The sequence below is a fragment of the Bacillus pumilus genome (genome assembly GCF_009937765.1).
Lineage (GTDB): Bacteria > Bacillota > Bacilli > Bacillales > Bacillaceae > Bacillus > Bacillus pumilus_O.
Genome location: NZ_CP047089.1, coordinates 2800236 through 2824091 on the forward strand (window position 1 = coordinate 2800236; position 23856 = coordinate 2824091).

General features: G+C 39.1%; 23 protein-coding genes and 2 other annotated features. Of the genes, 16 read left to right on the plus strand and 7 right to left on the minus strand.

The window, feature by feature from the left end; genetic code table 11:
- Positions 1–10: 10 nt before the first annotated feature.
- The 3 genes from GPS65_RS13740 to yfkAB form a co-directional block, all read right to left on the minus strand.
- Positions 11–412, minus strand: coding sequence for a nuclear transport factor 2 family protein (locus GPS65_RS13740; RefSeq protein ID WP_012009271.1), 402 nt, complete (start codon positions 410–412; stop codon positions 11–13).
- A gap of 102 nt (positions 413–514) precedes the next feature.
- Positions 515–1351 (minus strand): mechanosensitive ion channel family protein, encoded by an 837-nt coding sequence (locus GPS65_RS13745; protein ID WP_012009272.1) that lies wholly within the window; start codon positions 1349–1351, stop codon positions 515–517.
- 7 nt (positions 1352–1358) lie between these two features.
- Complete coding sequence (gene yfkAB, locus GPS65_RS13750) at positions 1359–2480, minus strand: radical SAM/CxCxxxxC motif protein YfkAB (protein WP_119124572.1); 1122 nt, start codon at positions 2478–2480, stop codon at positions 1359–1361.
- Positions 2481–2626: 146 nt separating this feature from the next.
- Between yfkAB and GPS65_RS13755 the strand changes: the two genes are divergently transcribed.
- Positions 2627–2818, plus strand: a complete 192-nt coding sequence (locus tag GPS65_RS13755) for an SE1561 family protein (RefSeq protein ID WP_012009274.1) — start codon at positions 2627–2629, stop codon at positions 2816–2818.
- Between the two features lie 102 nt (positions 2819–2920).
- Positions 2921–3712, plus strand: coding sequence for a delta-lactam-biosynthetic de-N-acetylase (pdaA, locus tag GPS65_RS13760; protein ID WP_088004461.1), 792 nt, complete (start codon positions 2921–2923; stop codon positions 3710–3712).
- Positions 3713–3746: 34 nt separating this feature from the next.
- On the opposite strand, the gene GPS65_RS13765 is transcribed toward pdaA, so the two are convergent.
- The 3 genes from GPS65_RS13765 to GPS65_RS13775 form a co-directional block, all read right to left on the minus strand.
- On the minus strand, positions 3747–4238 hold the full coding sequence (locus GPS65_RS13765) for a DUF2716 domain-containing protein (RefSeq protein ID WP_119124573.1): 492 nt from the start codon (positions 4236–4238) through the stop codon (positions 3747–3749).
- A gap of 32 nt (positions 4239–4270) precedes the next feature.
- Positions 4271–5230, minus strand: coding sequence for a magnesium/cobalt transporter CorA (gene corA, locus GPS65_RS13770; RefSeq protein WP_119124574.1), 960 nt, complete (start codon positions 5228–5230; stop codon positions 4271–4273).
- Positions 5231–5363: 133 nt separating this feature from the next.
- Positions 5364–5876, minus strand: coding sequence for a hypothetical protein (locus GPS65_RS13775; protein ID WP_012009278.1), 513 nt, complete (start codon positions 5874–5876; stop codon positions 5364–5366).
- Between the two features lie 433 nt (positions 5877–6309).
- On the opposite strand from GPS65_RS13775, the gene GPS65_RS13780 reads away from it, so the two are divergent.
- The 14 genes from GPS65_RS13780 to GPS65_RS13845 all read left to right on the plus strand — a co-directional run bounded on the left by GPS65_RS13780 (position 6310) and on the right by GPS65_RS13845 (position 21649).
- Positions 6310–7179, plus strand: coding sequence for a DNA-3-methyladenine glycosylase family protein (locus tag GPS65_RS13780; RefSeq protein WP_119124575.1), 870 nt, complete (start codon positions 6310–6312; stop codon positions 7177–7179).
- Between the two features lie 98 nt (positions 7180–7277).
- Complete coding sequence (rlmD, locus tag GPS65_RS13785; protein ID WP_144482140.1) at positions 7278–8663, plus strand: 23S rRNA (uracil(1939)-C(5))-methyltransferase RlmD; 1386 nt, start codon at positions 7278–7280, stop codon at positions 8661–8663.
- A gap of 149 nt (positions 8664–8812) precedes the next feature.
- Positions 8813–9379: a TetR/AcrR family transcriptional regulator gene (locus GPS65_RS13790; protein WP_119124577.1), complete on the plus strand. Its 567-nt coding sequence runs from the start codon at positions 8813–8815 to the stop codon at positions 9377–9379.
- A 57-nt stretch (positions 9380–9436) separates the two neighbouring features.
- The gene (locus GPS65_RS13795; RefSeq protein WP_144482139.1) at positions 9437–11305 is read left to right on the plus strand and encodes an alpha/beta fold hydrolase; all 1869 of its coding nucleotides are present in this window, start codon (positions 9437–9439) and stop codon (positions 11303–11305) included.
- Positions 11306–11402: 97 nt separating this feature from the next.
- On the plus strand, positions 11403–11828 hold the full coding sequence (locus tag GPS65_RS13800; protein WP_119124578.1) for a DUF6508 domain-containing protein: 426 nt from the start codon (positions 11403–11405) through the stop codon (positions 11826–11828).
- The gene (locus GPS65_RS13805) at positions 11818–12330 is read left to right on the plus strand and encodes a hypothetical protein (protein WP_144457433.1); all 513 of its coding nucleotides are present in this window, start codon (positions 11818–11820) and stop codon (positions 12328–12330) included. The genes GPS65_RS13800 and GPS65_RS13805 overlap by 11 nt, the downstream gene beginning before the upstream one ends.
- A 139-nt stretch (positions 12331–12469) precedes the next feature.
- Positions 12470–13297, plus strand: coding sequence for a MerR family transcriptional regulator (locus GPS65_RS13810; protein WP_119124580.1), 828 nt, complete (start codon positions 12470–12472; stop codon positions 13295–13297).
- A gap of 26 nt (positions 13298–13323) precedes the next feature.
- Positions 13324–14511 (plus strand): MFS transporter, encoded by a 1188-nt coding sequence (locus GPS65_RS13815; protein WP_144468634.1) that lies wholly within the window; start codon positions 13324–13326, stop codon positions 14509–14511.
- 137 nt (positions 14512–14648) lie between these two features.
- The gene (locus tag GPS65_RS13820; protein WP_119124581.1) at positions 14649–15479 is read left to right on the plus strand and encodes a DNA alkylation repair protein; all 831 of its coding nucleotides are present in this window, start codon (positions 14649–14651) and stop codon (positions 15477–15479) included.
- A 126-nt stretch (positions 15480–15605) separates the two neighbouring features.
- Positions 15606–16367 carry an HNH endonuclease gene (locus tag GPS65_RS13825; protein WP_119124582.1) on the plus strand — a complete coding sequence of 254 codons (762 nt, stop codon included), beginning with the start codon at positions 15606–15608 and terminating at the stop codon, positions 16365–16367.
- Positions 16368–16545: 178 nt separating this feature from the next.
- Positions 16546–16768 (plus strand) — a binding site (T-box leader).
- 38 nt (positions 16769–16806) lie between these two features.
- Positions 16807–17031: a binding site (T-box leader), on the plus strand.
- Between the two features lie 51 nt (positions 17032–17082).
- Positions 17083–19005 carry a threonine--tRNA ligase gene (gene thrS / locus GPS65_RS13830; protein ID WP_161985439.1) on the plus strand — a complete coding sequence of 641 codons (1923 nt, stop codon included), beginning with the start codon at positions 17083–17085 and terminating at the stop codon, positions 19003–19005.
- Positions 19006–19180: 175 nt separating this feature from the next.
- Positions 19181–19747 (plus strand): hypothetical protein, encoded by a 567-nt coding sequence (locus tag GPS65_RS13835; RefSeq protein WP_119124584.1) that lies wholly within the window; start codon positions 19181–19183, stop codon positions 19745–19747.
- Between the two features lie 17 nt (positions 19748–19764).
- Complete coding sequence (locus GPS65_RS13840) at positions 19765–21054, plus strand: hypothetical protein (protein WP_238389102.1); 1290 nt, start codon at positions 19765–19767, stop codon at positions 21052–21054.
- A 313-nt stretch (positions 21055–21367) separates the two neighbouring features.
- On the plus strand, positions 21368–21649 hold the full coding sequence (locus GPS65_RS13845) for a hypothetical protein (RefSeq protein WP_003217864.1): 282 nt from the start codon (positions 21368–21370) through the stop codon (positions 21647–21649).
- 53 nt (positions 21650–21702) lie between these two features.
- Here the strand turns inward: GPS65_RS13845 and GPS65_RS13850 are convergent, their stop codons facing one another.
- Complete coding sequence (locus GPS65_RS13850) at positions 21703–23211, minus strand: AcpB/EbpR/MafR family transcriptional regulator (RefSeq protein WP_144457448.1); 1509 nt, start codon at positions 23209–23211, stop codon at positions 21703–21705.
- Positions 23212–23856 lie beyond the last annotated feature (645 nt).

The following is a 23856-nucleotide window of genomic DNA, read 5'->3' on the forward strand; positions in this document are numbered from 1 at the left end:
AAAAGATTTCTTAGCTGATGTGTCCAAGCTGTTCAAACGTTTCATGTTTTTCATGAGCCCGCGTCAGTTCATCGCATCGAATGATCTTTCCGTCTAATAACGTGAAAAGAGCCATGACATCAATAAAACCCCTGTCTCCGTTTGCTAGTTCCACATGTACCGTGTAACGAAAACACCCTTGCTGCGTCTCTTCTTCAAATAACACATCATGAAAAGCGGGGATCTCAAGCTGTTTTGTCAATCCTTTTAATGTGGATAGATGCTTTTTAAACTCATCAAGTGTCGAAACCTCTCCATCTGTCACTTGCTGATATTCAGGTGAAAAATATGTCTCCACTTTTTCTATATTGAATTTGGTTAACACCTCTTCATACATCTCTTTAATAAATGATAGCGCCTCTTTTTTTGTCATGAATCGACATCCTTTCTTTTTGTTAATCGGTTAACTATATTTCATTATAGTTAACCGATTAACAAAAAACAATCAAAAAAAATAACCCCATCATAAATGAGGTTATTTTGCAGGCTGGGGATATACGAGATCTTCAAGCAATTTGACATCATGCTGATGAAGTTGTTTGATCATTTCTTTTCGGACAGCGAGGGCAGCATCGAAGTATTTTTCGTCTTCGACCATGCCTTTCACTGTGATCTCAATCCCGCGGTTTAGCTTGTTCAGACCCATAATGCCATGGACTTGAAACGGTTCAATCGCATGCTGGAATTCATCTTTTTTGAGAAAATCGTGGTGCATTTGATTTAAATTGTCACAGGCCGTTTCGAGTGCTTGAAAGGCTGTGTCTGGGTTTTGATTCGCACGAATTAATACAGACTCCGTAATCCGCATGTAGTGCATGTTATAGTTTTGAATTTGCCGGATATCTCCGTTAGAAATAGTTAACAGCTTGCCGCTCCATTCTCTAATTTGCAGAGAACGGAGACCAATTTCTTCAATCGTTCCATTAAAGAGGTTATTCACTGTCACATAATCCCCTTTATGAATCTGACGTTCATAGATCAGAAAAATGCCTGCTAAAATATCGCGAATGAGCGTCTGGGCGCCAAAACCGATAACGATCCCAGCCACACCAGCACCTGCAAGAATTTTTCCGAAATCATGAAAGAAGAGAGAAATGACATATAGTACAAAGCAAATCGAAGCGGTGTATTTCGAAACTGATTTGACCAAGCTCTCGATTGTTTTTTTCTTCTTGTCCTCTATAAACTCCGTTCGTTTAAAGAACAGTTGAAGCGCTTTGTTAATCAAAAAGACGGCAAGCCAAAGTACGAGTCCAACAAGAAGAATTTCAATGTATTTGTTCTTGACTACTGTCAGAAAAGTATCGTCCATTTATCGGTTACCCCCTGGCTGTGCGAGAAGTAAAATCAACATCTTGATAATAGCTGTTTTTCACAAGAACATTCGGACCAAGGCATTGTACGCTTGGACAATGACAATTCAGCTCTTTTGCTAATTTTGTATCCATCCAGCGAGTATAAGCGGATTGCAATGTATCGGTCTCAATATTTCCAAGCGGCGGTGTATCACCAAAGTCTGTCACAATAATATTCCCATCAAAAATATTCACATTCAGCCGTGAGCGTCCATCAGGGTCATTTCGTACTGTGACAAGTTTCTCCTGACGCAATCGTTTGAGGAGGCGCTGGTCTTCTTCATCTGTACTGCAAGAATAAAATGGCAGGGTGCCAAACAGCATCCATGTATCTTGATCACGAATGTCAAGCAGTTGATGAATCGCATCACGCATTTGCGTTAACGTCAATGATTCAAGGGCGCTGGCAAAATCACTTGGGTACATCGGGTGCACTTCGTGGCGCTGGCATTTCATTTCCTCCACAATTTGCCGGTGGATGTGTTCAATATATGGAAGCGTGCGTTTATTCAGCATGGTTTCAGCAGAAACGGTCACACCTGCTTTAACAAGTGCCTGGCTATTTTCAATCATGCGGTTAAATAATTTCTCGCGCTGCTCAAAGGTCGGTTTTCTGTCCATCATCGCAAAACCGACCGTTGCAAACTCTTCGACAGTTCCCCAGTTATGTGAGATGTGAAGGACATCTAAGTATGGAATGATTTCTTCATATCGCGCCAAATCAAGTGTTAAGTTTGAATTGATCTGTGTACGGACGCCGCGTTCGTGGGCATACTTTAATAAAGGGACGACATATTCCCGCACAGATTTGAGAGAAAGCATTGGCTCTCCGCCTGTAATACTGATGGAACGCAAGAGCGGAACTTCATCTAAACGGCGAAGCAGTAAATCAAGTGGCAGTGCATTCGGGTCTTTTGGCTGCAAAGTATAGCCGACCGCACAATGCTCACATCTCATGTTACACAACGTTGTTGTTGTAAATTCAATATTTGTCAGCTTCATCTCTCCGTAATCCTGCACATCGAGATAGGCTTCCCAAGGGTCATATGCAGGTGTAATCGGACGAAGTGCTGTTTTTTGGTTCATGGTATCTATCTCCTTTTCATTCGGGCAAACGTGGACCCGCCAACAGTTAATTTTAAGCCCCATCACCGTTATACGCAAGTGGGGTTTCATTGATTTACAAGGGAAAAAAAGATAAGCTAGAAACAAATGCTAAAGGGAGTGTATCTATGGGCAAGGCAGCAGACAGCAAAGAGCAGCAGGTTGATTATTTAAAGAACCGATTAGATATGTTTATGAATGTGATTGATTCATTAGATCCTGAATCAACAGATGTTGAGGATATAGACAGACTTATCCAGATGATTGACGACCTAGAAGCGAAATATGAACGGTTTAAAAATGATTGGAAGGAAGAATAGCTCGCGCGGTGCGGGCTTTTTTTCTTTAAATTGGCAGGTGAATCAGTGTATGAGTCTCGGTCTTATTCTGTACAATAGAAGAAAAACCGGGAAGTGACGTAAATGAAAAAAACCATGCTCATCTGTTTATGTGCGCTTTTTGTATCCATGCCTCTCTCAGAAACGGAAGCCGTGTCTAATCAGCCTGTTCATTGGGGATTTGCGAAAAGCAAAGAACATAAGCCCGCAGATGCGGGTAAAGAACTGAACGCCCTTTTAAAAAAGTATGATGCCTTCTATTTAGGCAACACGAAAAAGAAAGAGATCTATTTTACCTTCGACAACGGCTATGAAAATGGGTATACACCGAAAATCTTAGATGTGCTGAAAAAACATCAAGTGCCAGGCACCTTCTTTGTGACAGGACACTTTGTAAAGGATCAGCCGGAGCTCGTCAAACGTATGGCAGAGGAAGGTCATATCATCGGCAATCATTCTTATCACCATCCAGATCTAACAACAAAGAGTACGAAAGAAATCAAAGAAGAGCTTCAGCGTGTCGATGAAGCCGTGTACAAAATCACTGGAAAACAAGACAACCTCTATCTTCGTCCGCCGCGCGGTGTATTCAGTGAAAGAGTGCTGAAAGAAACAAAAGAGCTCGGCTATCAAACCGTTTTCTGGTCAGTGGCATTTGTGGACTGGCATATTCATCATCAAAAAGGAAAACAGTATGCTTACGATCAAATGATGAAGCAGGCGCACCCAGGTGCCATTTACTTACTTCATACCGTCTCAAGAGACAATGCCGAGGCATTGGATGATGCCATCACGGCACTGAAAAAACAAGGTTATTCCTTTAAAAGCCTAGACGATCTCATGCTTGAAAAAGTATGGCATCTGCCTCAGCTATAGAAAAAAGCTTGCAGAACACCTGCGAGCTTTTTCTTTATCCTTCCCTTATTTTACGTTGAAACAAAATCGGATGATGACGCGAGAAAGAGTCAATCAAGCCCTCACCGAATATCGTGATGCTTTGCTCCCAAGGATGTCCTAGCAAGCCCCAATGCATCTCTTTTGATAAAAAGAAATAATAATCTCCGTTCGGAAGCACAGGCACTGTCCATTCTCCGAATTCATCTTTTTCAAATGAGCCGTATGGTGTGATCCAGTAGCATTCGTGCTGCCAATCAAGTGCTAGCATATACTCGTCTGTTCTGATAAGCTCCTGAAAAACAAGTAATGCTTTCTCTTCAAGGTCTTCATCAGCATGTAGAAGGGAAGGGTCCTCAAAATGTGCAGAAATATCATATGTAATGAAAGGCGAAGGTACGCGAAATGAGGGAAAACGAGAGATGCTCGGATGAAATTTGAAATCTCGATAGAGCGTCTCCCATGCGAGCTTTCGTTCTTGATGAGACAATGGAATCCAGTTTTTCATCTAACCGCCTCCTCAGCCATTCTCTCCACACATTATTTGAATATGCGGAACCATCCTTTATGCTTAAACCACAAAAGCATGCCCGAGACGAGCAGACCCATGAAAATCAGTACGCCAAAATAGCCATACTTCCAGTGTAATTCAGGCATGTTATCAAAGTTCATTCCGTACACTCCAACAATAAAGGTCAGTGGAATAAAAATGGTCGATACAATGGTCAATGTCATCATGATCGCATTCATTCGGTTAGAATTCAGCGTCTGATAGCTGTCTCGTAAATCGGCTGTCATATCACGATTTGACTCGACAATCTCGGTTAGTTTCAACAGGTGATCATAAATATCATTAAAGTATGCCTGCCGGTTCGCATCACTTCTCATCATATTCGTATTGACAATACGATATAAAAGGTCCCTCATCGGGATAATCGTTCTTCGCAGCTTGAGCAAATCGGATCGAATCCCGAATACTTCGTTCATCAGTGTTCCATATGTTTTATGACCCTCTTCATCCTCGATTTCATTCAGTCTATCCTCTATTTGATAAATAATAGGGAAATAATCATCGACAAGCTGATCTATCAACATGTAGGCGATATGTTCAGGTCCACTGTTTCTGGCTTTATCAGATTCTTTGAGTTTTCGAAGGACACGATCAATGTATGGCGCTTCCTTCAAATGAAAGGTCACGATATAATTGTCCCCAACAAACAGATCGATTTCCTCAGAGCGTAGCGTCTTTTGATTCAGGGCGTGAAGCACGAAAAATAAATATCCTTCATAAAAATCAAGCTTCGGCCTCTGTAAATAATGGAAGCAATCCTCAATTGCAAGCGGATGGAACTGAAAGTATTCCTTCAAAAGTGCTGCTTCCTTTTCCGTAGGCGCATGAAAATCAATCCAATACCAGGCGATATCGGGGCTTGAAAGCTGCTGCAATGTTGCATGTTCAATCAAGTCGCCGTTTTTTGTCACTGCAATTTTCTTCAGCATGTGCACCCCTCCAGACTTGCATTATATCATGAAGCAGCACCGGTGAACTTATACGTGTTCTCCATAAAAAAAGCCGACCTCATCCCTGAGATCGGTCCAATGTGCGTGTATGATTGATGGATAAAACCAAGAATTAAGGACGATGGAACGTAACAAATTTATCTTGACGGTCAAACCAGCCTCTGAACGCCCAGTTATCCCAGCCGCCATGGCCGTTGTTTTTAAAGGTACCACTTTCAAATACCCAAATACCATAAACAACATTCCCAAGATTAGCAGTTGCAAAAGTTTTCACACCGTTAAAGCGGTCTTCATAATTTTGGCTTAAGTTAAAGACCATAACATTATATCTGCCACCAGCAGCATAGAATGTGCTTTCCATCACACCTTTAACGAATCCAGGGCGGTTTGCATTTGAGTTTACTGCGTTCACAATGGCATTGGCAATCCCAAGAACATCGAAGTTGACGTTAACATTAGGACTAGCGGTCGTTCCAGCTTTTCCTTCAGCTGCTTTGTTTAATACAGTTTGCTGTAGTGTAGTAGAGACGGGTGCTGATGTTTTTTTCTCAGCAGCGTCGGCGAATACTGGTAGTGTCGAAGAAACAGCAGTGGCAAGGGCAATAGAAAGAATGGTTTTTTTCATTGGTCAGATCTCCTTTTTTAAAAAAAGTTTGGGTCTTCTTTTTCGTAAAAAGTGAAACTAAGTGAAGCCGGTGATCAATGAGGTAAAATATGTTCCTGCAAGATAAAACAAATGATTGCCTAATCAGCTAATTCCATTGTTCACCTCCTTGATATGTCATAATTATACAAATGTTTTCACGATCGAAGCTATCACCCAGAGGGTCTATTTCTAATTTAAGGAAAAAGAGACTAAAATCTTGAAGGGTGCTGTCGAATTTTAGCTGAATTCGACTAAAAATGTTCCTTCATCCAAAAGGAAAATGACCGGAAATAAGGAAGATATAACTGATAAATTCTTGTACTCTTTATGTTAGAAAGTATTCAATATAGAGAATCATTCATGCAAAGTGAAACAATCGCATCTGCGTGTTTGCAGAAAGGAAGAAGAAACTATGTGGAAAAAGGAACTGACCGTTGAACCGCCATATCACTTTGATCAAGTGCTTCGTCGCTTATCAAGTGATCCATTAAAAGCAGTCGATTTAAATAAAAGAGAGATCAAAGTACCCATCAGATTAGAACAAACACCATACGTTGTCGTCGTTCAAGCCACCGGAACAAAAGAAGCGCCCACGTTTCGGGTGCAAGGAAACGGCCCTGAGGAACCTCTCATCTGTGAGGTAAAAAGGATTTTTGGCATGGAGCATCAATTAGACGCTGTGCAGGAGCATTTTTCTGAAACCAATCTAGCATCCGTTTTTGAACGACATAAGGGGACACCGCTTATGCTAGATTTTCACTTATATCATTGTTTAATGAAATGCATCATTCATCAGCAGCTCAATCTGTCGTTTGCTTATGAACTCACGAAACGGTTTGTTCATACGTACGGCGAGCAAATAGAGGGGATTTGGTTTGATCCTTTACCAGAAACCATCGCCTCACTTGAAACTGAGGAATTGAGAAAGCTTCAATTTAGTCAACGGAAAGCGGAATATGTCATCGATGTCTCAAAGCGAATTGTGAGCGGATCTCTTTGTTTAGACGAATTACACGAATTAACTGATCTAGAGGTGGAAGAACGCCTGCTTCCGATTAGAGGGATTGGGCCTTGGACAGTTCAAAATGTGCTCATGAATGGACTTGGAAGACCAAATCTCTTTCCAATGGCAGATATCGGAATTCAAAACGCCATCAAGCGGCATTTTGACCTGCCTGAAAAGCCGACAAAAGAAGAGATGGCAGCATTAAGTAAGGATTGGACGCCTTATTTAAGCTACGCATCTTTATATTTATGGAGAAGCATTGAAACAGATAAATGAAAGGGATTTTCTCTCTTTGACCAAGTCATGGTATACTAATGAGATGGAATAAAATGAAGACAACCTATCAAGGGTTCAGATAGAACGGAGAGAATGAAGTGAAGGAAAATCAGCAAGGTGCCCTTTTGCAAAAGGGGCAGCAGTTCCCGCTTACCATTAAACGCCTTGGCATTAATGGGGAAGGGGTCGGTTATTTTAAAAAGCAAGTGGTCTTTGTCCCAGGTGCGCTTCCAGGTGAAGAAGTGGTTGTGGAAGCAACGAATGTCCAAGCAAAATATGCAGAAGGTACGGTTAGGAAAGTTAGAAAGCGCTCCGAGCATCGAGTAAAACCGCCATGCCCAGTTTACGAAGAGTGCGGCGGCTGTCAGCTTCAGCATTTGGCGTACGAGCAGCAGCTAAGGGAAAAACGAGATATTGTCATTCAATCAATGGAACGACATACGAAGCTATCAGTTGAAAAGCTGGATATCAGGCCAACGATTGGTATGGAAGATCCGTGGCACTACCGGAATAAAAGTCAGTTCCAAGTAGGGCGTTCTCACAGCGGTGACATCATTGCGGGGCTATACGGACTGAACTCTCATAAGCTTGTACCGATCAAGGAATGTATCGTGCAGCATCCAAAAACGAACAAAACAACGGGCGTTGTCCGCAAAATTTTAGAGAAATTCGGTGTATCGGTCTACAATGAACGGACGAGAAAAGGCGACGTACGATCAATTGTTGTGCGTGTCGGCTTTGAAACAGGTGAAGTACAGGTCGTTCTAGTCACATCAAAACCTGAATTTCCAAAGAAAAAAGAAATCGCCGAAGCCATTCAAAAACGTCTGCCAGAAGTGACGTCCATTATGCACAACATCAATGGTGAAAAAACGTCGGTCATTTTTGGTCATAAGACATCTCACCTGGCTGGCAACATGGTTATCCAAGAATTTTTAGGAGATGTCTCCTTCGAACTGAGTGCACGTGCTTTCTTCCAATTGAATCCGAAGCAAACGCTAAAGCTTTACGACGAAGCGAAAAAAGCGGCAAAACTGACTGGCAAAGAAAAAGTTGTCGATGCGTATTGCGGCGTTGGAACGATTGGGATGTGGCTTTCAGATGGTGCCAAAGAAGTAAGAGGAATGGATGTCATCAAAGAATCGATAGATGATGCCAAGAAAAATGCTAAAAAACACGGCATGAAAAACGCGACCTATGTGACAGGAACAGCGGAACATTGGCTGCCAAAATGGGTCAAAGAAGGCTTCCGTCCTGACGTCATCGTCGTGGACCCGCCAAGAACAGGCTGCGAGCGCACCTTCTTAGACACGGTCAAACAAGTCAAACCAACACGTCTTGTCTACGTCTCTTGCAACCCATCAACACTAGCAAAAGACCTCGAATACATGTCAAAAGACTACAAAATCGAATACATGCAGCCAGTCGATATGTTCCCGCATACTAGTCATGTGGAGACGGTTGTATCACTTGTGAAAAAATAGACTTTAATCAAGGCTTGAAAATCAATATTAGATTTTCGAGCCTTTTTTTGTGGACATTTCTTTCATCAAACTTTTTTCTAAATGAATAAAAACACTTGCTATATTTAAATTAGTACTATATAGTTCTAATTATGAAAAAAGTAAAATTAATGAATCAAAAACGTGTGCTTGAAGTAGCTGCAACTTTATTTTTAGAAAAAGGATTTGCTTATACTAGCATGGATGAATTAGTACGTGTAAGCAAAGTGTCAAAGTCTAATGTGTATTATCACTTTTCTAACAAGGAGGAATTATTAGAAGGGGTCGTTGATTATTGGATTGACATGTATCAATCTGCCATTGATGACGTACTATCTCAGAACCAATTCTTAGTTGAAGAACGTATCCAACTATTTTTAAAGCAATTATCACAAGGGGTTCATTCGAGAGACTATAAAGGGAGCTGTCCATTTATTACTCTATATATTCAAAGTCCTACACAGGCCACACAAATAAAAGAAAAAATAGGTCTGTTCTTTACAGGATTACAAAAGAAGATTTCTCTATTACTGAAACAAGGGGTAGACAGTGGAGAATTCCGAAAGACGATTCATATTGATGAGGTGGCATCACTGTTTATTACCAATCTTGAAGGCGCATTATTTATTTCAGAAACATTGAATGATGCAACAGTCATTACGAAAACAGCCGATCATATGTTTAACTTGCTTCGATAATGAAGCATTTTTTTTACACTAAATTAGTACTGAGTAGTACTAAAAAGGAGACTTCATATGAAAACAGTATTTTTAACTGGTGGAACAGGCTTTATTGGAAGGCAATTAGTGAAAGAATTAGTCAAAGAGGATGTGAATATTCTTCTTTTAGTGAGGTCAAAAAGGAAAGCAACACGCACTTTTCAAGAAAGAGGCATCTTAAAAGAGGTAGTGATGCACTTTGTTGAAGGTGATTTGACGAAAGTCGACTTGGGTCTAAGTGCTGAAGATAAGGAGAGGGTACTGAAAACGGATGTGATCATTCACGCAGGAGGACCCATGGATATTCAAGCAACAAGTAAAGAGGCAGCTTCCGTCTTTTTAAATGGCGCTAAACATATAAGTGACTTAGCGAAACGTATTCATCAATTGAAGGGCTTGCAGCAATTTATTCATGTTGTCGGCTATATGAGTCCCTTTGATGATCAAAATAGCAAGGTTGAAATTGATGTGTTTCAAGAAGGAAACAGCTATTTGAAAATAAAAAATGCATATGAGAGAACAAAATTTTTAGCAGATCTGTATATTCGTCAACAGGCATCAGCAGTAGGTTATCCGCTTTCTGTCATTAATCCGCCAACTGTCGTCGGTAGTAGTCAAACGGGGAGTACAGAGCAAATAGCAGGAGTAGGTTTGCTTGTGAAAAGTATGCGAAGAGGGCTCATGCCGGTGATTCCTGGAGGTAACGATTATAGGTTGCCACTTATTTCAAACGATGAGTTTGCGAAGTTTATTGTGCAGGTTTTCAAATTGGAGCAACCGGCTATTCAAACATATACGCTGGTTGAAGACAAGCAGCGCGATCAGAATATTGGCGAATTATTGAGTGTGATGTCAGAAAGTATGAATATGAGGGCACCAAAAATGTTTGTCCCAATGCCACTGATGAAAGCTATAATGAATAGTGGCGTAAGTAAAATCACAAACATTCCTTCGGATGGACTGAACTTTATGACAAAACGAACGTTTTCAAATGGTTCAGCGAAAAAAATAATGGGACAAGATTGGTTTCAGAAGACGAGTGTCATGAAATTTTTCCCTGCTGTAGTAGCTGATCTGGATTATCGAATGATGAATCCAAACGGTAAGGATGATCATTTATTTAAACGAACACTATGTGATAACTCGACTCTTTATCAATTACAAGGAGAAGGTAAACCGTTTATTTTACTACATGGTTTATTGAGCGATGGAGAGGATTTATTCCCTTTAGCACAAGAGCTTCATGAAAAAACGGGACAACCTGTATGGATCTTGGATCTTCCGGGTTTGGGACGTTCTCCTTTTAAACGAGAGAAACATCTTCTAGATATGTATTTGAATGTAGTGCAAAAGTTATTGGAGAAAGCGGCAAATGGTGCACATCTAATCGGTCATTCATTCGGTGCGTATATTCTTATGGAAGCATTGGTAAAAGGGTACATTAATAAGAAATATTCAATCACTTTACTTCAGCCGCCTGTTGAGAAGAGACATGCTGCATCACGAAATGTTCCTCAATTTATGAACAAATGGACATTGAAATGGGCTTCGACTAATATGATAGGGCGTTATGTATTAAGGAATGGTTTGTTTGAAAATACGGAGAGCATCCCTGCACATTATATTGAAAAAGTCAGAAATAGTTTGACGTCTCCTAGAATATTAAATACGACGGTTCAGCTTAACAGCTTACTACAGAAAATCAATCAAGATCATTTCAATAAGGTCACAAAGGATCATCTTCATATCATTTGGGGGAAGGATGACAAAGGCTATTCAGCCCCATCACATCTTGGTCAGGTTGATTATGTTCCATATGGTCATCATTTCCCTCTTAGCCATCCGAGTGAAACAGCCGCATTGGTCATAAAGCAGATGAAAGTATGGGGAACAAAAAAAGTTTGAGGTAGACCAGCGTGGCTAAATCATTTCACTAGTAAAATATTTGATGAAATCGCGAGAAACAAAGTGAACCATATCAATGGAATAGAGGAGAATGAGAATGAGCCAATTCGATATTCTAACAAAATACATACCCGTGCTTCAGGAAGATCCTATTGGAAAATGGGTCATCGATCGAGAAAATAATGGTACAGCTGAACATCCGATTCAGATGCCCTTTGTGAATTATTCCGAAACGGTTCGTCACTTGATTGCAGATATTTACACCTTTGCAGAACAACACGAAGAGATGGAGCTTATCCGCTACAGAGAAATCCTGAAAGAAAATGGGATTGAATCGGGAATGAACGTTATGGAGAATGTGGACATTTCAAACTTAAATGCGCAGTGTGTGCTTGCTCTGATGATGGAGGTTGTGAGAGCCGAACGATTTAGCGAGGGTGCCATCCTCAATTTTCTTAAAAGCGGAGCTATTGTCAAGTGCCTAGAAAGATTGGATTGTTTGGATTCAACAAATGAAAAGTAAAACAGATGCAGCCTATACTTTTCATCCTATGAAAATAGAAGAAATTGAGCATATTTTATTAAATGATCTTGATGCAATAAAAATGGAAAAAGATGATGAACGTATAACATTCATTTTACAAGATTCCTATTGTCCTGATAAACATCATATTCACAGGGTGTATGTCATTTATAAGAAGTCTATACTCAATTTACTTGAAGGTAGGATTCGCTCTATTCATAGTCATGAATTCATCAGTGCTAAGAAAAAAGATCGAACGATTTCTAAAGAAGATATAGAATATGTATTAGAGATGGCTACAGTTGTAGTTCTTGCAAGTGAAAATAATGGAATATTGACGAATTATTTTTATAGTGGGGTCGGAGAAAGGTTAGATAGTATTTTTAATCTATGCTTAGGTTATTCTTCGGATTTACAGAAAAAAGAGAACAAAGTAAGTTTGCAACGGTTTATGAATGATATAAAGATTGTGGAAGAGATGGGCTTATTAGAAAAATTTTAGAATAATGAGCAAAACCTAGATGTTAGAGAAATCTAGGTTTTTTTGCGCTTTTGAAAAATTTATTCAACTTCATGTTGACCTTCCCCTTAACTGAAAGGTTTATACTTTGATCAGATCAACAAAACGGAGGAGATGCAGGGTGTTCAAGATTGGCGATTTTTCAATGTTAAGTAAAGTGCCTGTTAAAACCTTAAGATATTATGACCAAATTGATTTACTAAAACCTAAGCAGATTGATCAAGATTCAGGATACCGTTATTACTCTGCTGAACAGCTGCTTGAGGTTAACCGAATTTTTCTGTACAAGGAATTGGGTTTTACGTTGAAGCAAATGGCGCAGCTTCTTCGTGAAGATATCTCAGTAGAGCAGATTCAGGGCATGTTTCTGCTGAAAGAAAGTGAAATTCAGCAATTGATCGAGAAAGAACAACAGAAATTGGCGCGTATTAAGGAACGGATGCACCTCATCAAAAGAGAGGGATGTGTTGAAAAAGAACAGGAGGTCATCATCAAATCCGTTGAAAGCAAACGTATCCTGTCTTTCCAATCTAACGGAACGGTTGATGAGATTCCCTCATTCTTTCAAACGTTTCATCATTTATTACTTAAACATCAACAAGAATCGATTTCGGGACCACAAGTAGTGCTATGGAGGGAATCATTCGAAAAGGAAAGTGAGTTTGAATTTGAGGTCGGGTATTCCATCAAAGCGTTAAAAGGCAATCTTCCTCAAGGAATCACGATACGAACGTTACCTGCTGAAGAAACCATGGCGACACTATTATTTCATTCACATTCTCCATCCGCACAAACAGCTTGTATTGACCTAGCGACATGGATCGAAAATAACGGATACCGCATGAAAGAAGATCAGCCGGGCCGAGAGATTTATTATCCATTGTCTGAAACTGAAGAAGGCAGACTCATTGAAATTCAAATTCCGATTATAGAGAAAATCAAATCGTAATCATTGCACAAAGGAGAAACGTCACAATGAAGAATAAAACCGTTGTTTATTTACTTGCATTAGCAGCCTTTTTAATTGGAACAATCGAATATATCATTACAGGCATTATTCAAATGGTCGCAGATGATTTACAGGTCACGACGTCAGCTGCTGGATTATTGGTCACGTCTTTAGCGCTCTCAGCGGCAATCGGTGCACCGATTGTCATTGCACTGACCATTAATATAGATCGAAAAAAAATACTGTCATGGATGCTGATGATTTTTATTTTAAGCAATATCATCACAAGTGTCAGCCATTCATTTGAAATGGTGATGATGACAAGGGTTTTACAAGGAATCAGTGGGGGGACGGCTATTGTAGTGGCAATGGCTGTTGCGACTCGTCTTGTAGAACGTGAAAAAAGAGGAACAGCTATTGGTATCATTTTAATGGGGTTAAGCAGCTCCTTGGTTTTAGGCGTTCCGATTGGGACATTTCTAAGCAGTATGATCGGATGGAAAGCATTATTCGCAGCCATTGGATTGATCACGCTTATTCCGCTGATTGTTGTGTATAGGCGGATTCCCTCTATGAAAGAACAAGAACCGGTGACGCTTCGTATGCAGTTATCGATTTTAAAAGATAAGCGAATATTACTGGCGGTAGCAGTGACGCTATTTTATGTAGGTGGATATTCCACGTTGTTTACCTATTTAACACCCTTCCTGCAAGCATCAGCAAATCTGAGCATCACAGAAATTAGTGGCATTTTGTTACTAGCAGGAATATGCAGCTTTTTGGGCTCCAGCCTTGGAGGGATGACGGCAGATAAAAAAGGTCCAATATTCACAATTTTTTCGGGAATCATTTTGCAAATCATCATGCTCATGCTGCTATCATTTGTCACAGGGAATCTCGTGGTCATGGTGGCTGTCATCATGATATGGATGATCGCTACATGGAGCACATCACCAGCACAGCAGCTATATCTTGTCACACTTGTACCAAAATCTCCTGATATCGCATTAAGTGTCAATACATCATTTATTCAATTCGGATTTGCTTTAGGTTCTGGTGTAGGAGGAATTGTGCTAAGCGAAACATCTATATTAAACCTAAGCTGGATCAGTGCTGGTACGGTTTTCCTTGCTTTACTCATGACCATTCTAATGGTAGCGTTTGACCGATTTTCTCAGCGTAAGAGTTTGAAGGTGATCGGGCAAGGAAGTTAACTGGATTTCAATGCTGTATGGAAGGAACTACTTATTTCGGGTAGTTCCTTTTTGATTTGAAGAATGCACCAGTGAAGTTGGTTATTTGCTACAATAGGAGTCAATATCCAATCCGCTAGACAAGGAGAGAATACAGCATGCCAATAAGTGAGGAAATCATCAATCGAAAAGGCGCTCGAAAGGGGACTGATATCCCTCATGACGTCTTGACCCTTTTGAATCAGGGAGAGATCGAAAGTGTGAATTTAACCGAATGGTTGGCTGTCAATCATATGACGCTAATACAGCATGTTTTGCCGTCCGTTGGATTAGAGCATCGTTTAGACGATGTATTATCTGAGATCACTAAACAAAAAGCTGAATCAGGAATGAAAGCCATTCGGCTCATTGGTCAATTGTTAGATGACGTGCTACATGAAGAGAATGAAGAAAAACAAGTGGAAGTGTTGCAGGCATTTGCTCACCACGTATCTGATAGCGTTCGCTGTTGGGCTGCTTATATGAACAAACAGAGTTTATCAACACTGGAAGAGAAACTCGCGTACATTCAGCCATTTGCAGCTGATCATCATTTTGGTGTTCGAGAAATTGCGTGGATGTCAGTGAGAGAAAGTCTCAGTCTTCAGCTCGATCAAAGTATAGAGCATTTAACAGAATGGGCAAAAAGTGAGGATGAAAATCTTCGCCGTTTCTCTGTAGAGTCGATCCGTCCAAGAGGAGTATGGACAAAGCATATTGAGTTATTAAAACAAGTGCCAGAGAGAGCACTGCCTATTCTAAATTTACTCAAATCCGATTCATCCACATATGTTCAAGATTCTGTAGGAAACTGGCTCAATGACGCGAGTAAAACACAACCAAATTGGGTAACAAACCTGTGCGACCAGTGGTCAAAGGATTCTAACACAAAAGCAACTAGCAGAATTGTGAAGAAAGCCAAGAGAACGATTGTGAAGGGGAATTTGTGAATAAGAAATTGAACTGAAATTTCTTTATAATACAAAATTCAAAAGATCATATTATTTCTGCTGACTAACTTTAAAAATAATATCTTTTATATAGAAAACAATATACAGAGAGAGTGAATAGTACCATTGATGACTCAAGAAACTTTTGCTGAATGGTTAAAAACTTATGCAAATTTAAAACCATATTCTATAGGGAGATACTCTAAAGCTATTGGTACAATATCATTAGAATTAAGAGATTATGGATTACAGAATATTAATTTATTTACTTTAACTGATACATCCTTTATAGATGCAATCCTTAGTAATGCTAAATTTAAAAAGAAGAATGAAAAAGGTCATAGGATGTATAGTGTAGCTCTAAATCATTTGAAAAAATACATTGAGTATTATTATGATTCTGAGTTACAAGCAGAACTATTTAAAGAGGAGCAGGAATTTGATAAGTACCTAATAGAAAATCCCACTGAAGTAAGAAGTTTTGATATTAAGGATAAGCCGAAAGATAAGCCTAAACATAGGTTAGTGAATAATAAAATGGTATGGCGTAGAAATCCTAAATATGCAAGTGAAGCTGTAGCTAATGCTAACTATTTATGTGAGTTTGACAATCAACACAGACATTTTATTTCTAAATTTAATGGAAAGAATTATGTAGAGGCTCACCATTTGATACCAATGCAATATCAAGATCAATTTGATCATAGTTTAGACATCCATGCTAATATTGTCTCAATTTGTTTAGCCTGTCATAAAAAAATCCATTATGGACGATTTGAGGATAAGAGAGAAATATTAGATAAGCTATTTAACAGTAGGAGACATAGACTTGTTAAAGGTGGAATAGATATAGAAATTTCCCAGTTATACTCTTACTATCAGGATTAAGAAATCGAAGTGAATTGTGGTTGATTTAATTATTCCACCAGCAATTTATCATACAACCAGACAAAATTTAATTAATGTCCAAATACATGCAATATGTCATTTAAAGCATGAAATTCGGTAGAATTGCAAAAAATAAAGCTTTACATGATCCATCGCCTTCATGTAAAATATGGAGAAATTAAAAGCGAAGAAAAGGACATGAGTCATTTTTACTGGTTATCAGAGAGGGAAGTTACGCTGAAATCTTCCTAGCGCAGAAAAATGTCTTACCACCTTTGAGCTGTATTGGGGAAATCATAGTATCCAATATCGTCTACGCCACGTTACGGCACCAGAGCCATAAAGCGAATACGCGTTATGGGAATTTGGGTGGAACCACGGATTACACATTCGTCCCTTTATGAGGGATGGGTGTGTTTTTTTTGTTCACTCAACTATGATCATTGCTTTGAAAAGGACATGAGCAGCTTTTATCGGTTACCAGAGAGGGAAGTCACGCTGAAATCTTCCTAACGCAGAAAAGCTGTCTTACCACCTTTGAGCTGTATTGGGGAAAATTGAAGTATCCAATACCGTCAATGCCACGTTACGGCACCAGAGCCATAAAGCGAGTATGCATTATGGGAATTTGGGTGGAACCACGGATTACACATTCGTCCCTTTACACGGGATGGGTGTGTTTTTTATTTTTTAAAAAAAGAAAGGTGTGTCAGTCATGAGAGAAAAAATGGTGAAGATTCAATTTCCAGATGGAAAGATAAAGGAGTTCTCTGCAGGTACGACTGTCGCAGATGTTGCCTCCTATATTAGCCCAAGCTTAAGGAAGAAAGCAGTGGCAGGAAAGATCAATGAACAAATGGTCGATGTCAGTCATCAGCTGGAAAGCGATACTCGGCTGTCTATTGTCACACTCGATTCAAAAGAAGGGCTTGAAGTACTGCGCCATACATCTGCACACGTATTAGCCCAAGCTGTGAAAAGGTTATACGGCAATGTCACACTTGGAATCGGGCCTGTTATTGAAAATGGATTTTACTATGACATGAAGCTGAATCAAACATTAAGTGTAGAGGATTTGGCTGCAATTGAAAAAGAAATGGAAATCATCATCAACGAGAATCATCATATCAAAAGAAAGGAGATTTCCTACAAAGAAGCTGAATCGATGTTTGAGCATGATCCATATAAGCTGGATATTTTAAAACGTCTCCCATCGGAAGAAGCCATCACAGTGTATCAGCAAGGTGAATTTATCGATTTATGCCGCGGGCCTCATTTACCTTCTACTGGATTCGTAAAGTCATTTAAGCTAACACGTGTGGCAGGGGCTTATTGGCGGGGCGATAGTCAGCAAGATGTATTGCAGCGAGTGTATGGTGTCGCGTTTCAACATCCAAAACAACTAGCCGAGTATCTTCATTTCATGGAAGAAGCAAGCAAACGTGATCACCGAAAATTAGGGAAACAATTATCTCTGTTTATGTTTTCAGAAGAAGCGCCAGGTATGCCGTTTTATTTACCAAAAGGTCAGATTGTGAGAAATGAATTAATGGCCTTTTCAAGAGAAGTTCGAAGCAAAGCGCAATATGAAGAAGTGAGCACACCGTTTATGATGAACCAAGAGCTATGGGAAAAGTCAGGTCACTGGGATCATTACCATGAAAATATGTATTTCTCAGAAGTAGATCATACAAGCTTTGCTTTAAAACCGATGAATTGTCCAGGACATATGCTCATGTTTAAAAACAGCCTATTTTCATATAGAGACCTTCCGATCAGAATGGCTGAGTTTGGACAGGTGCATCGTCATGAATTTAGCGGCGCATTAAATGGATTGTTCAGGGTCAGAACATTTTGCCAAGATGATGCCCATATTTTTTTGAGAGAAGATCAAATTGAAGCTGAAATCAAACGGATTTTCCAATTAGTTGATCATGTGTATCGGACATTTGGGTTTGAGTACTCTGTGGAACTATCTACTCGTCCAGAAAAGGCGTTAGGGGATGATGCCATTTGGGATATTTCTGAATCAGCACTAAAGAATGTGCTTGATCGGCTAAAGGTCGATTATCAGCTAAATGAAGGAGATGGGGCATTTTATGGCCCGAAGATCGATTTTCATATTAAAGATGCTTTGCAGCGTAGCCATCAGTGCGCCACAATCCAGCTAGATTTTCAAATGCCTGAGAAATTTGATTTAACATATATCAATGAAAAGAATGAAAAGGTACGGCCAGTTGTGATTCACAGTGCCATTTTCGGTTCTCTTGATCGTTTCCTTGGCATTCTCATTGAGCATTTCGCTGGCGCCTTCCCGTTATGGCTGGCACCAGTGCAAGTACAAATCATTCCTGTCTCAAAGATTCACCTTGATCATTGCCTCGAGGTGCAGCAGCAATTAAGAAAGATCGGCATCAGAGTCACAATCGATGAACGGGATGAAAAGCTCGGCTATAAAATGAGAGAAGCACAAATGCAAAAAATCCCTTATATCGCTGTCATTGGCGATACAGAAATGCAAGAAAAAACACTGAATATCAGACAGCATGGAGAAAAGACTTCAAAACAGCTGTCTATTGATAACTTTCAACACATGGCGGCTCAACAAATAAAAGATAGAACAGTTGCTCAAATATGATGTGCTGATTTCATGAAGAAGAATAAGACGTTCATTAAATGATGGGCGTCTTTTCATTTGCGAAAAAAGCCGAATTGACAATAGAAAGGGAAAATATTGAAACGTTTTTTCGGTGGAATCGTAATAAAGATAGAGCGTTCAACAGAAACATTGAAAACGGAGAGGAGTTTATGACATGGAACAAGCTGCACTGAAAAAGATGAGGACAAAACAAATCGCTGTCTCTAATTTAATAGTCGGTCTTCTAATTATCGTTTTTTTTATGGCGATTGAAATTTTAAAAATACAACTCACACATTTCCTTTTTTGTTTAGGAATTTTCATGCTTCTCCAAGCCATTTTAGGTTTTATCAAAAAAGATAAAACAAAGTCTTTCATACCTATTTTAGAGAAGGTGGCTATTTATGAAAAAGAGAAATTAGGGAAAGAGTGGGAAAAAGAAAAACGGTTAGATCTTGTTTGGAAAGTCGTATTGAGCGGCATGATGTTTATTCAATCATTCACTTTTCAAAATGTCGATAATACATTTAGTGACGTCGATCCTACATTGATCATTTTCTTGTTTTTGATGGTTTTAGCTATTTTGAATATAAGCATGCTTTTTCGATTTAGAAAAATCGACCGATCGACTGAAGGTGAATTAATTGGCTATACAAAAGAGTCAAATATGATGGGAATAGCTTTAGGATTATTTATGGCAATCGCCATATTCGGCTTTATCGTCATGTTTCTTCTTCCATAAAACAAAACCATTTTGAGGTGAAACCATTGAATGCAAACATTCAACAACTAATCGATCAGACAAAGGTGAAATTTGGCTTAGATCTTTACTATTTAAAAAGACACAGTTTTTATCGTTACGTCAACATGTTCAATGAAACGATTTATACATTGAATATGGAATGGTTCCCCTCTCATGAAGCTGAACCTGAAGACGACGATGTCAACCCAGACGGCACAGCTGTCATTGAAGTGAATTTGAATACAGGACAGATCGAATCGGTTATTTTTGTTATGGACAAAACCTATGCGCGGCACGGTGTCACGTTTAAGAGACCTTATCCAGCTCATGTCATTCAATGGATCGAACAAGAAACAGGGTTGATCTATGGAGAGCATTTTCATATGCACCATAAGGAGAGAGGGGAACTTTCTTTTGAAGAAGCAATAGATGGTGTGAAAGTCACACCTTCAGGCAGAATCGAAGTGAAATGGAATGAACATGGACAGCTCATGTACTTTACACACCACGGCCCATTTTTAGCTAAAACATTACTGAAAGCTGAGGAATATGCGCTTTCTCTTGATAAGCTGGAAAACTTAGCTAAGCAGCAAGTCCAGCTGTTTCAATGGCCTTCCTTCGAGCATAACCGGATCCGATCTATTTATGCGTTAGAAGAAATTTATGTGAAAAACGATGGAACAGGCACGATTCCGTATGAAATTGGACGTGAAGAAACGCATTGTATACATGTGAATGAGGTCATTGAATGGAATGAACCGTTAAACAATACCTTTGAAAAAAAAGAAATAGACATTCATGAGAATATTTCAGCTGAACAAGCATTCTCATTGGAACCGTCACCAGATGCCTTACCGATATCAAAAGAAGAGCAAGCCGAGTGTATCAAAGCAGTTCGAACCTTCTTGGCGCAAAAATATCCAAAGGATTCAGGAAAGTGGGTTCTGAAAACACTCCATCGTGATCATGGATACATCCATGCGATATTAAAAACGAACGGGCAAGAAAGCAGTGGGTTTATGGACAAGCTCAAAGTCTTCATTGACGCCAGCTCGTTTGAAGCCGTTAATTACATCGACAAAAAAGAGATGTTTCAAGTGTGCGGGATACTCAGCCCCTCTCAAGCGGCAAATGAAATTTCTATATCTCAGAAAGAAGCCTTTGAAAAATTGAGAGAACGTCTTGAACTTACACCTATCTACGTCTATGACGAAGTGCAAAAACAATATGTTCTATGCGGAAAGCTCGATTGCCATGATGGTGTTGATGCAGTGAGCGGCGAAGTGTTTTCTTTGAAAGAACAGTGAGGAGCTGTTCTTTTTTGACTCGTTGCCCCAATTTTTTGAAGAAATTTGGAATTTTGTAGCAGGAAGTTGTCGTTTCATCACGAAAGAAACAAATAAGAATATGATCATAGGTCCATCGGTTGGAATATGAGTAGACGTCATACATATGAAACACTCATGACAGTCAAGTTGATCTACAATGCTGTTTGAAAAAAATGAAATCGTGTCTCTAGTCGTATACGACATTTGGTGGGCTGACATCATAGGATGACTTTGAACATGTTTGGTTTAGGTAAGCTTGAAGCCATGATAGAAGAAAGTGAGGATATCTACCTTGAGTACATTGGAAGTGTTTCGTCAGTTTTTGGTTGACCATTATCCTGCGTTACAAGATGAACTTTGGCTAAAAGATGTTGATACCCTTCGAATCTCTCCTATTCTTCATCCTTTTCTGAAAAGCAAGCTGCCAGAGGGGATCGAAAAATTCACTTGTGTCCTATTCACGCAGCAGACAGATCAAACGGCTGCACCGCTCAAAGTATACCTTCTATTAGATGAATATGAGCAATCGCTTTATGCCATTGATTTGATGAATGAACAAATCGTGCTTCATTAATACAGAAGCAAAAAGCTGCTAGAGGGCTCCTCAGCAGCTTTTTTTGGTGAATCTTAGTTTGTCATATCAACCAATCTTGAGTGCAAGTTGTCCAATTCCTTCTTTGTTGGAAAAGAGCTGATCAGTAGCGTAGACCGTCCTAATTGATGAGGAAGCTCAGTATCGGTCACAATCATATCAATCCCAAGTCGATCCATTGTCACTTCATTTAATGTATTTTCTGGACTTGTGAAAATATGAATGAGAGGAGGCAATCTTAATTTAATTAAATCCGCAATAAACAAACTATGATTATAACCTAATGTTGAAATGACAAAAATGTTCAACACGTTTCTCCGATTCATTTCCAAATGAACAAGCCCCCTCCAGTTAGAAGTAATGATACGAATCAATTCTCGTTCATTTTTCACAAAAGAAGCGAGTATATCGTCTGTTTTTAACTCTTGGATGATATGAGTAATCCTCGAATAGAAGTAAGGGAGCTGTTTTTTTACCTCTGATAAATAACTCGATTTCTTTTTGAAAAGGAATCCATCTCTTACGGTAATTTCCCTAGAATACACATAATATTGGAGAAGAATCAGTGTCATCGCCTTGCGATTAGCCACCTCTTGATGAAAAATCAACTCCAATTGATTGATAAAGGAATGAATGGCTTCAAAGAGGTGTGGTGTATGCGATTGAAAGAACGTCAATTTTTCTTCGACCGTTTCAATTGATTTATAATGGCCAATAGCTGGTTCAATCAATAGTAAAAAGACAAATTCATGACGATCCAACGTAACACCAAAAATGTCCTTTGTCATTTGGCAAACTTGTTCTTCCAAGTTTTTGATTTGTTTATAGATACCTTTAGCTGTAGATGTTTGTTTTTCCTTATCCATTGAGTACGTATAATTGCGTCGAATGGTAAAATTTTTCCTCACTCGGTGAATGGAAACGGCGAGCCATAGGCAAAATTTATCTATCGCCACATCTGGTAGATTGACTTCAAGCACCTGAAATAGCTTTTGTAAATAATCAACTGCATCTTGCTTTTGAATATCATCGAATGGCCAAAGCCTGCTTCCATACACTTCAAACAAAAATTCCACAAAAAATTGACGAATCTCCTTCTCATTTCCATGGAACTGCATACTATCTGGTCGTAATTCAATGTCATACGAGATAAGAAGCGAATTGATTTTATGAATGGTGTTATACAATGTGGATCTACTGATATTCAGCGTGTCCATCCATTCATAGAAAGACCTGTTTTGTTCAAAGAAAACGCCGTCAATCAATCGAATTTCAATCGTATCTTTTAGAATTTCTTTGATATAGTAGTCGACTCGTATCGTCTGTGTATAAGAAATGGATATGCCTTGTCTTGGCTTTATGTGGATTAACGGCTCTCCGTTCTCTGTTTGGAACGACTTCATTTGTTCTAAATCGCTTTGAATGGCACGAACCGAACCGATTTGTTCATTCGATATCTCTTGAAGGCTCCACCACTTATCTTTTGATACAAGCAGTTTTAAAATTTTTATCCATCTCTTTGATTTACTATCAATGAGCTCCATTAAACAACTATCTCCTTCCCTTGGTTTGCCTTTATATTATGAAGTTCACTTAAAGAACATTTGATTCTCTAAATAGGCATAAAATGATTTTAATGTTTAGGCTAAATCGTTTTGTCTTCACTTTTCATGATAAAAGAGAAAAAAATTAGACGAAAACAAATGTTATGCCCTGATTCTCCATATATTTCTTTTAAAAGGTGATAAGTAAGCCATGAATCCTATAAAAATGGATCATTTTAGATATTTAAGTTTATTTTTTTGCTGTTGAAACGGTAAATGTAAGAATAAAACGCAACAGCTTTTTGATTACCATATGAAAGGGAGTAGAAAGGAATGCGATCTACATAATGCTGAACTGACTCGCCTTACATACGGTATGATACACGCTTGTTTCATATGAATGACCCATATGTGAGTACATGCTTATATATGCATGTATTATAATTTATTGTTTATTCCAGTATAAATAGAAACATTCACATTTATTCTTTTTCACAATCACGATCCTCTCACTATTCCCCATTACTATAGACCCCTATCCAGTTACTATTTCCACTACTGTGATTTCCTTTCAACCTCATGATTGATCAACTCATTTTATTCATAGGGTCTTAAGGTGCAATTTTTTAGAAAATATTTGATCAG

Excerpts from the sequence above, each read along its gene's own strand:
- corA (WP_119124574.1), bottom strand. The coding sequence starts at position 5,230 with ATGCTGAAGAAAATTGCAGTGACAAAAAACGGCGACTTGATTGAACAT.
- GPS65_RS13815 (WP_144468634.1), top strand. The coding sequence starts at position 13,324 with ATGAAGAATAAAACCGTTGTTTATTTACTTGCATTAGCAGCCTTTTTA.
- GPS65_RS13805 (WP_144457433.1), top strand. The coding sequence starts at position 11,818 with ATGAAAAGTAAAACAGATGCAGCCTATACTTTTCATCCTATGAAAATA.
- pdaA (WP_088004461.1), top strand. The coding sequence starts at position 2,921 with ATGAAAAAAACCATGCTCATCTGTTTATGTGCGCTTTTTGTATCCATG.
- GPS65_RS13850 (WP_144457448.1), bottom strand. The coding sequence starts at position 23,211 with ATGGAGCTCATTGATAGTAAATCAAAGAGATGGATAAAAATTTTAAAA.
- GPS65_RS13765 (WP_119124573.1), bottom strand. The coding sequence starts at position 4,238 with ATGAAAAACTGGATTCCATTGTCTCATCAAGAACGAAAGCTCGCATGG.
- yfkAB (WP_119124572.1), bottom strand. The coding sequence starts at position 2,480 with ATGAACCAAAAAACAGCACTTCGTCCGATTACACCTGCATATGACCCT.
- GPS65_RS13820 (WP_119124581.1), top strand. The coding sequence starts at position 14,649 with ATGCCAATAAGTGAGGAAATCATCAATCGAAAAGGCGCTCGAAAGGGG.
- GPS65_RS13795 (WP_144482139.1), top strand. The coding sequence starts at position 9,437 with ATGAAAACAGTATTTTTAACTGGTGGAACAGGCTTTATTGGAAGGCAA.
- thrS (WP_161985439.1), top strand. The coding sequence starts at position 17,083 with ATGAGAGAAAAAATGGTGAAGATTCAATTTCCAGATGGAAAGATAAAG.
- GPS65_RS13800 (WP_119124578.1), top strand. The coding sequence starts at position 11,403 with ATGAGCCAATTCGATATTCTAACAAAATACATACCCGTGCTTCAGGAA.
- GPS65_RS13780 (WP_119124575.1), top strand. The coding sequence starts at position 6,310 with ATGTGGAAAAAGGAACTGACCGTTGAACCGCCATATCACTTTGATCAA.
- GPS65_RS13775 (WP_012009278.1), bottom strand. The coding sequence starts at position 5,876 with ATGAAAAAAACCATTCTTTCTATTGCCCTTGCCACTGCTGTTTCTTCG.
- GPS65_RS13755 (WP_012009274.1), top strand. The coding sequence starts at position 2,627 with ATGGGCAAGGCAGCAGACAGCAAAGAGCAGCAGGTTGATTATTTAAAG.
- GPS65_RS13740 (WP_012009271.1), bottom strand. The coding sequence starts at position 412 with ATGACAAAAAAAGAGGCGCTATCATTTATTAAAGAGATGTATGAAGAG.
- GPS65_RS13835 (WP_119124584.1), top strand. The coding sequence starts at position 19,181 with ATGGAACAAGCTGCACTGAAAAAGATGAGGACAAAACAAATCGCTGTC.
- GPS65_RS13790 (WP_119124577.1), top strand. The coding sequence starts at position 8,813 with ATGAATCAAAAACGTGTGCTTGAAGTAGCTGCAACTTTATTTTTAGAA.
- GPS65_RS13745 (WP_012009272.1), bottom strand. The coding sequence starts at position 1,351 with ATGGACGATACTTTTCTGACAGTAGTCAAGAACAAATACATTGAAATT.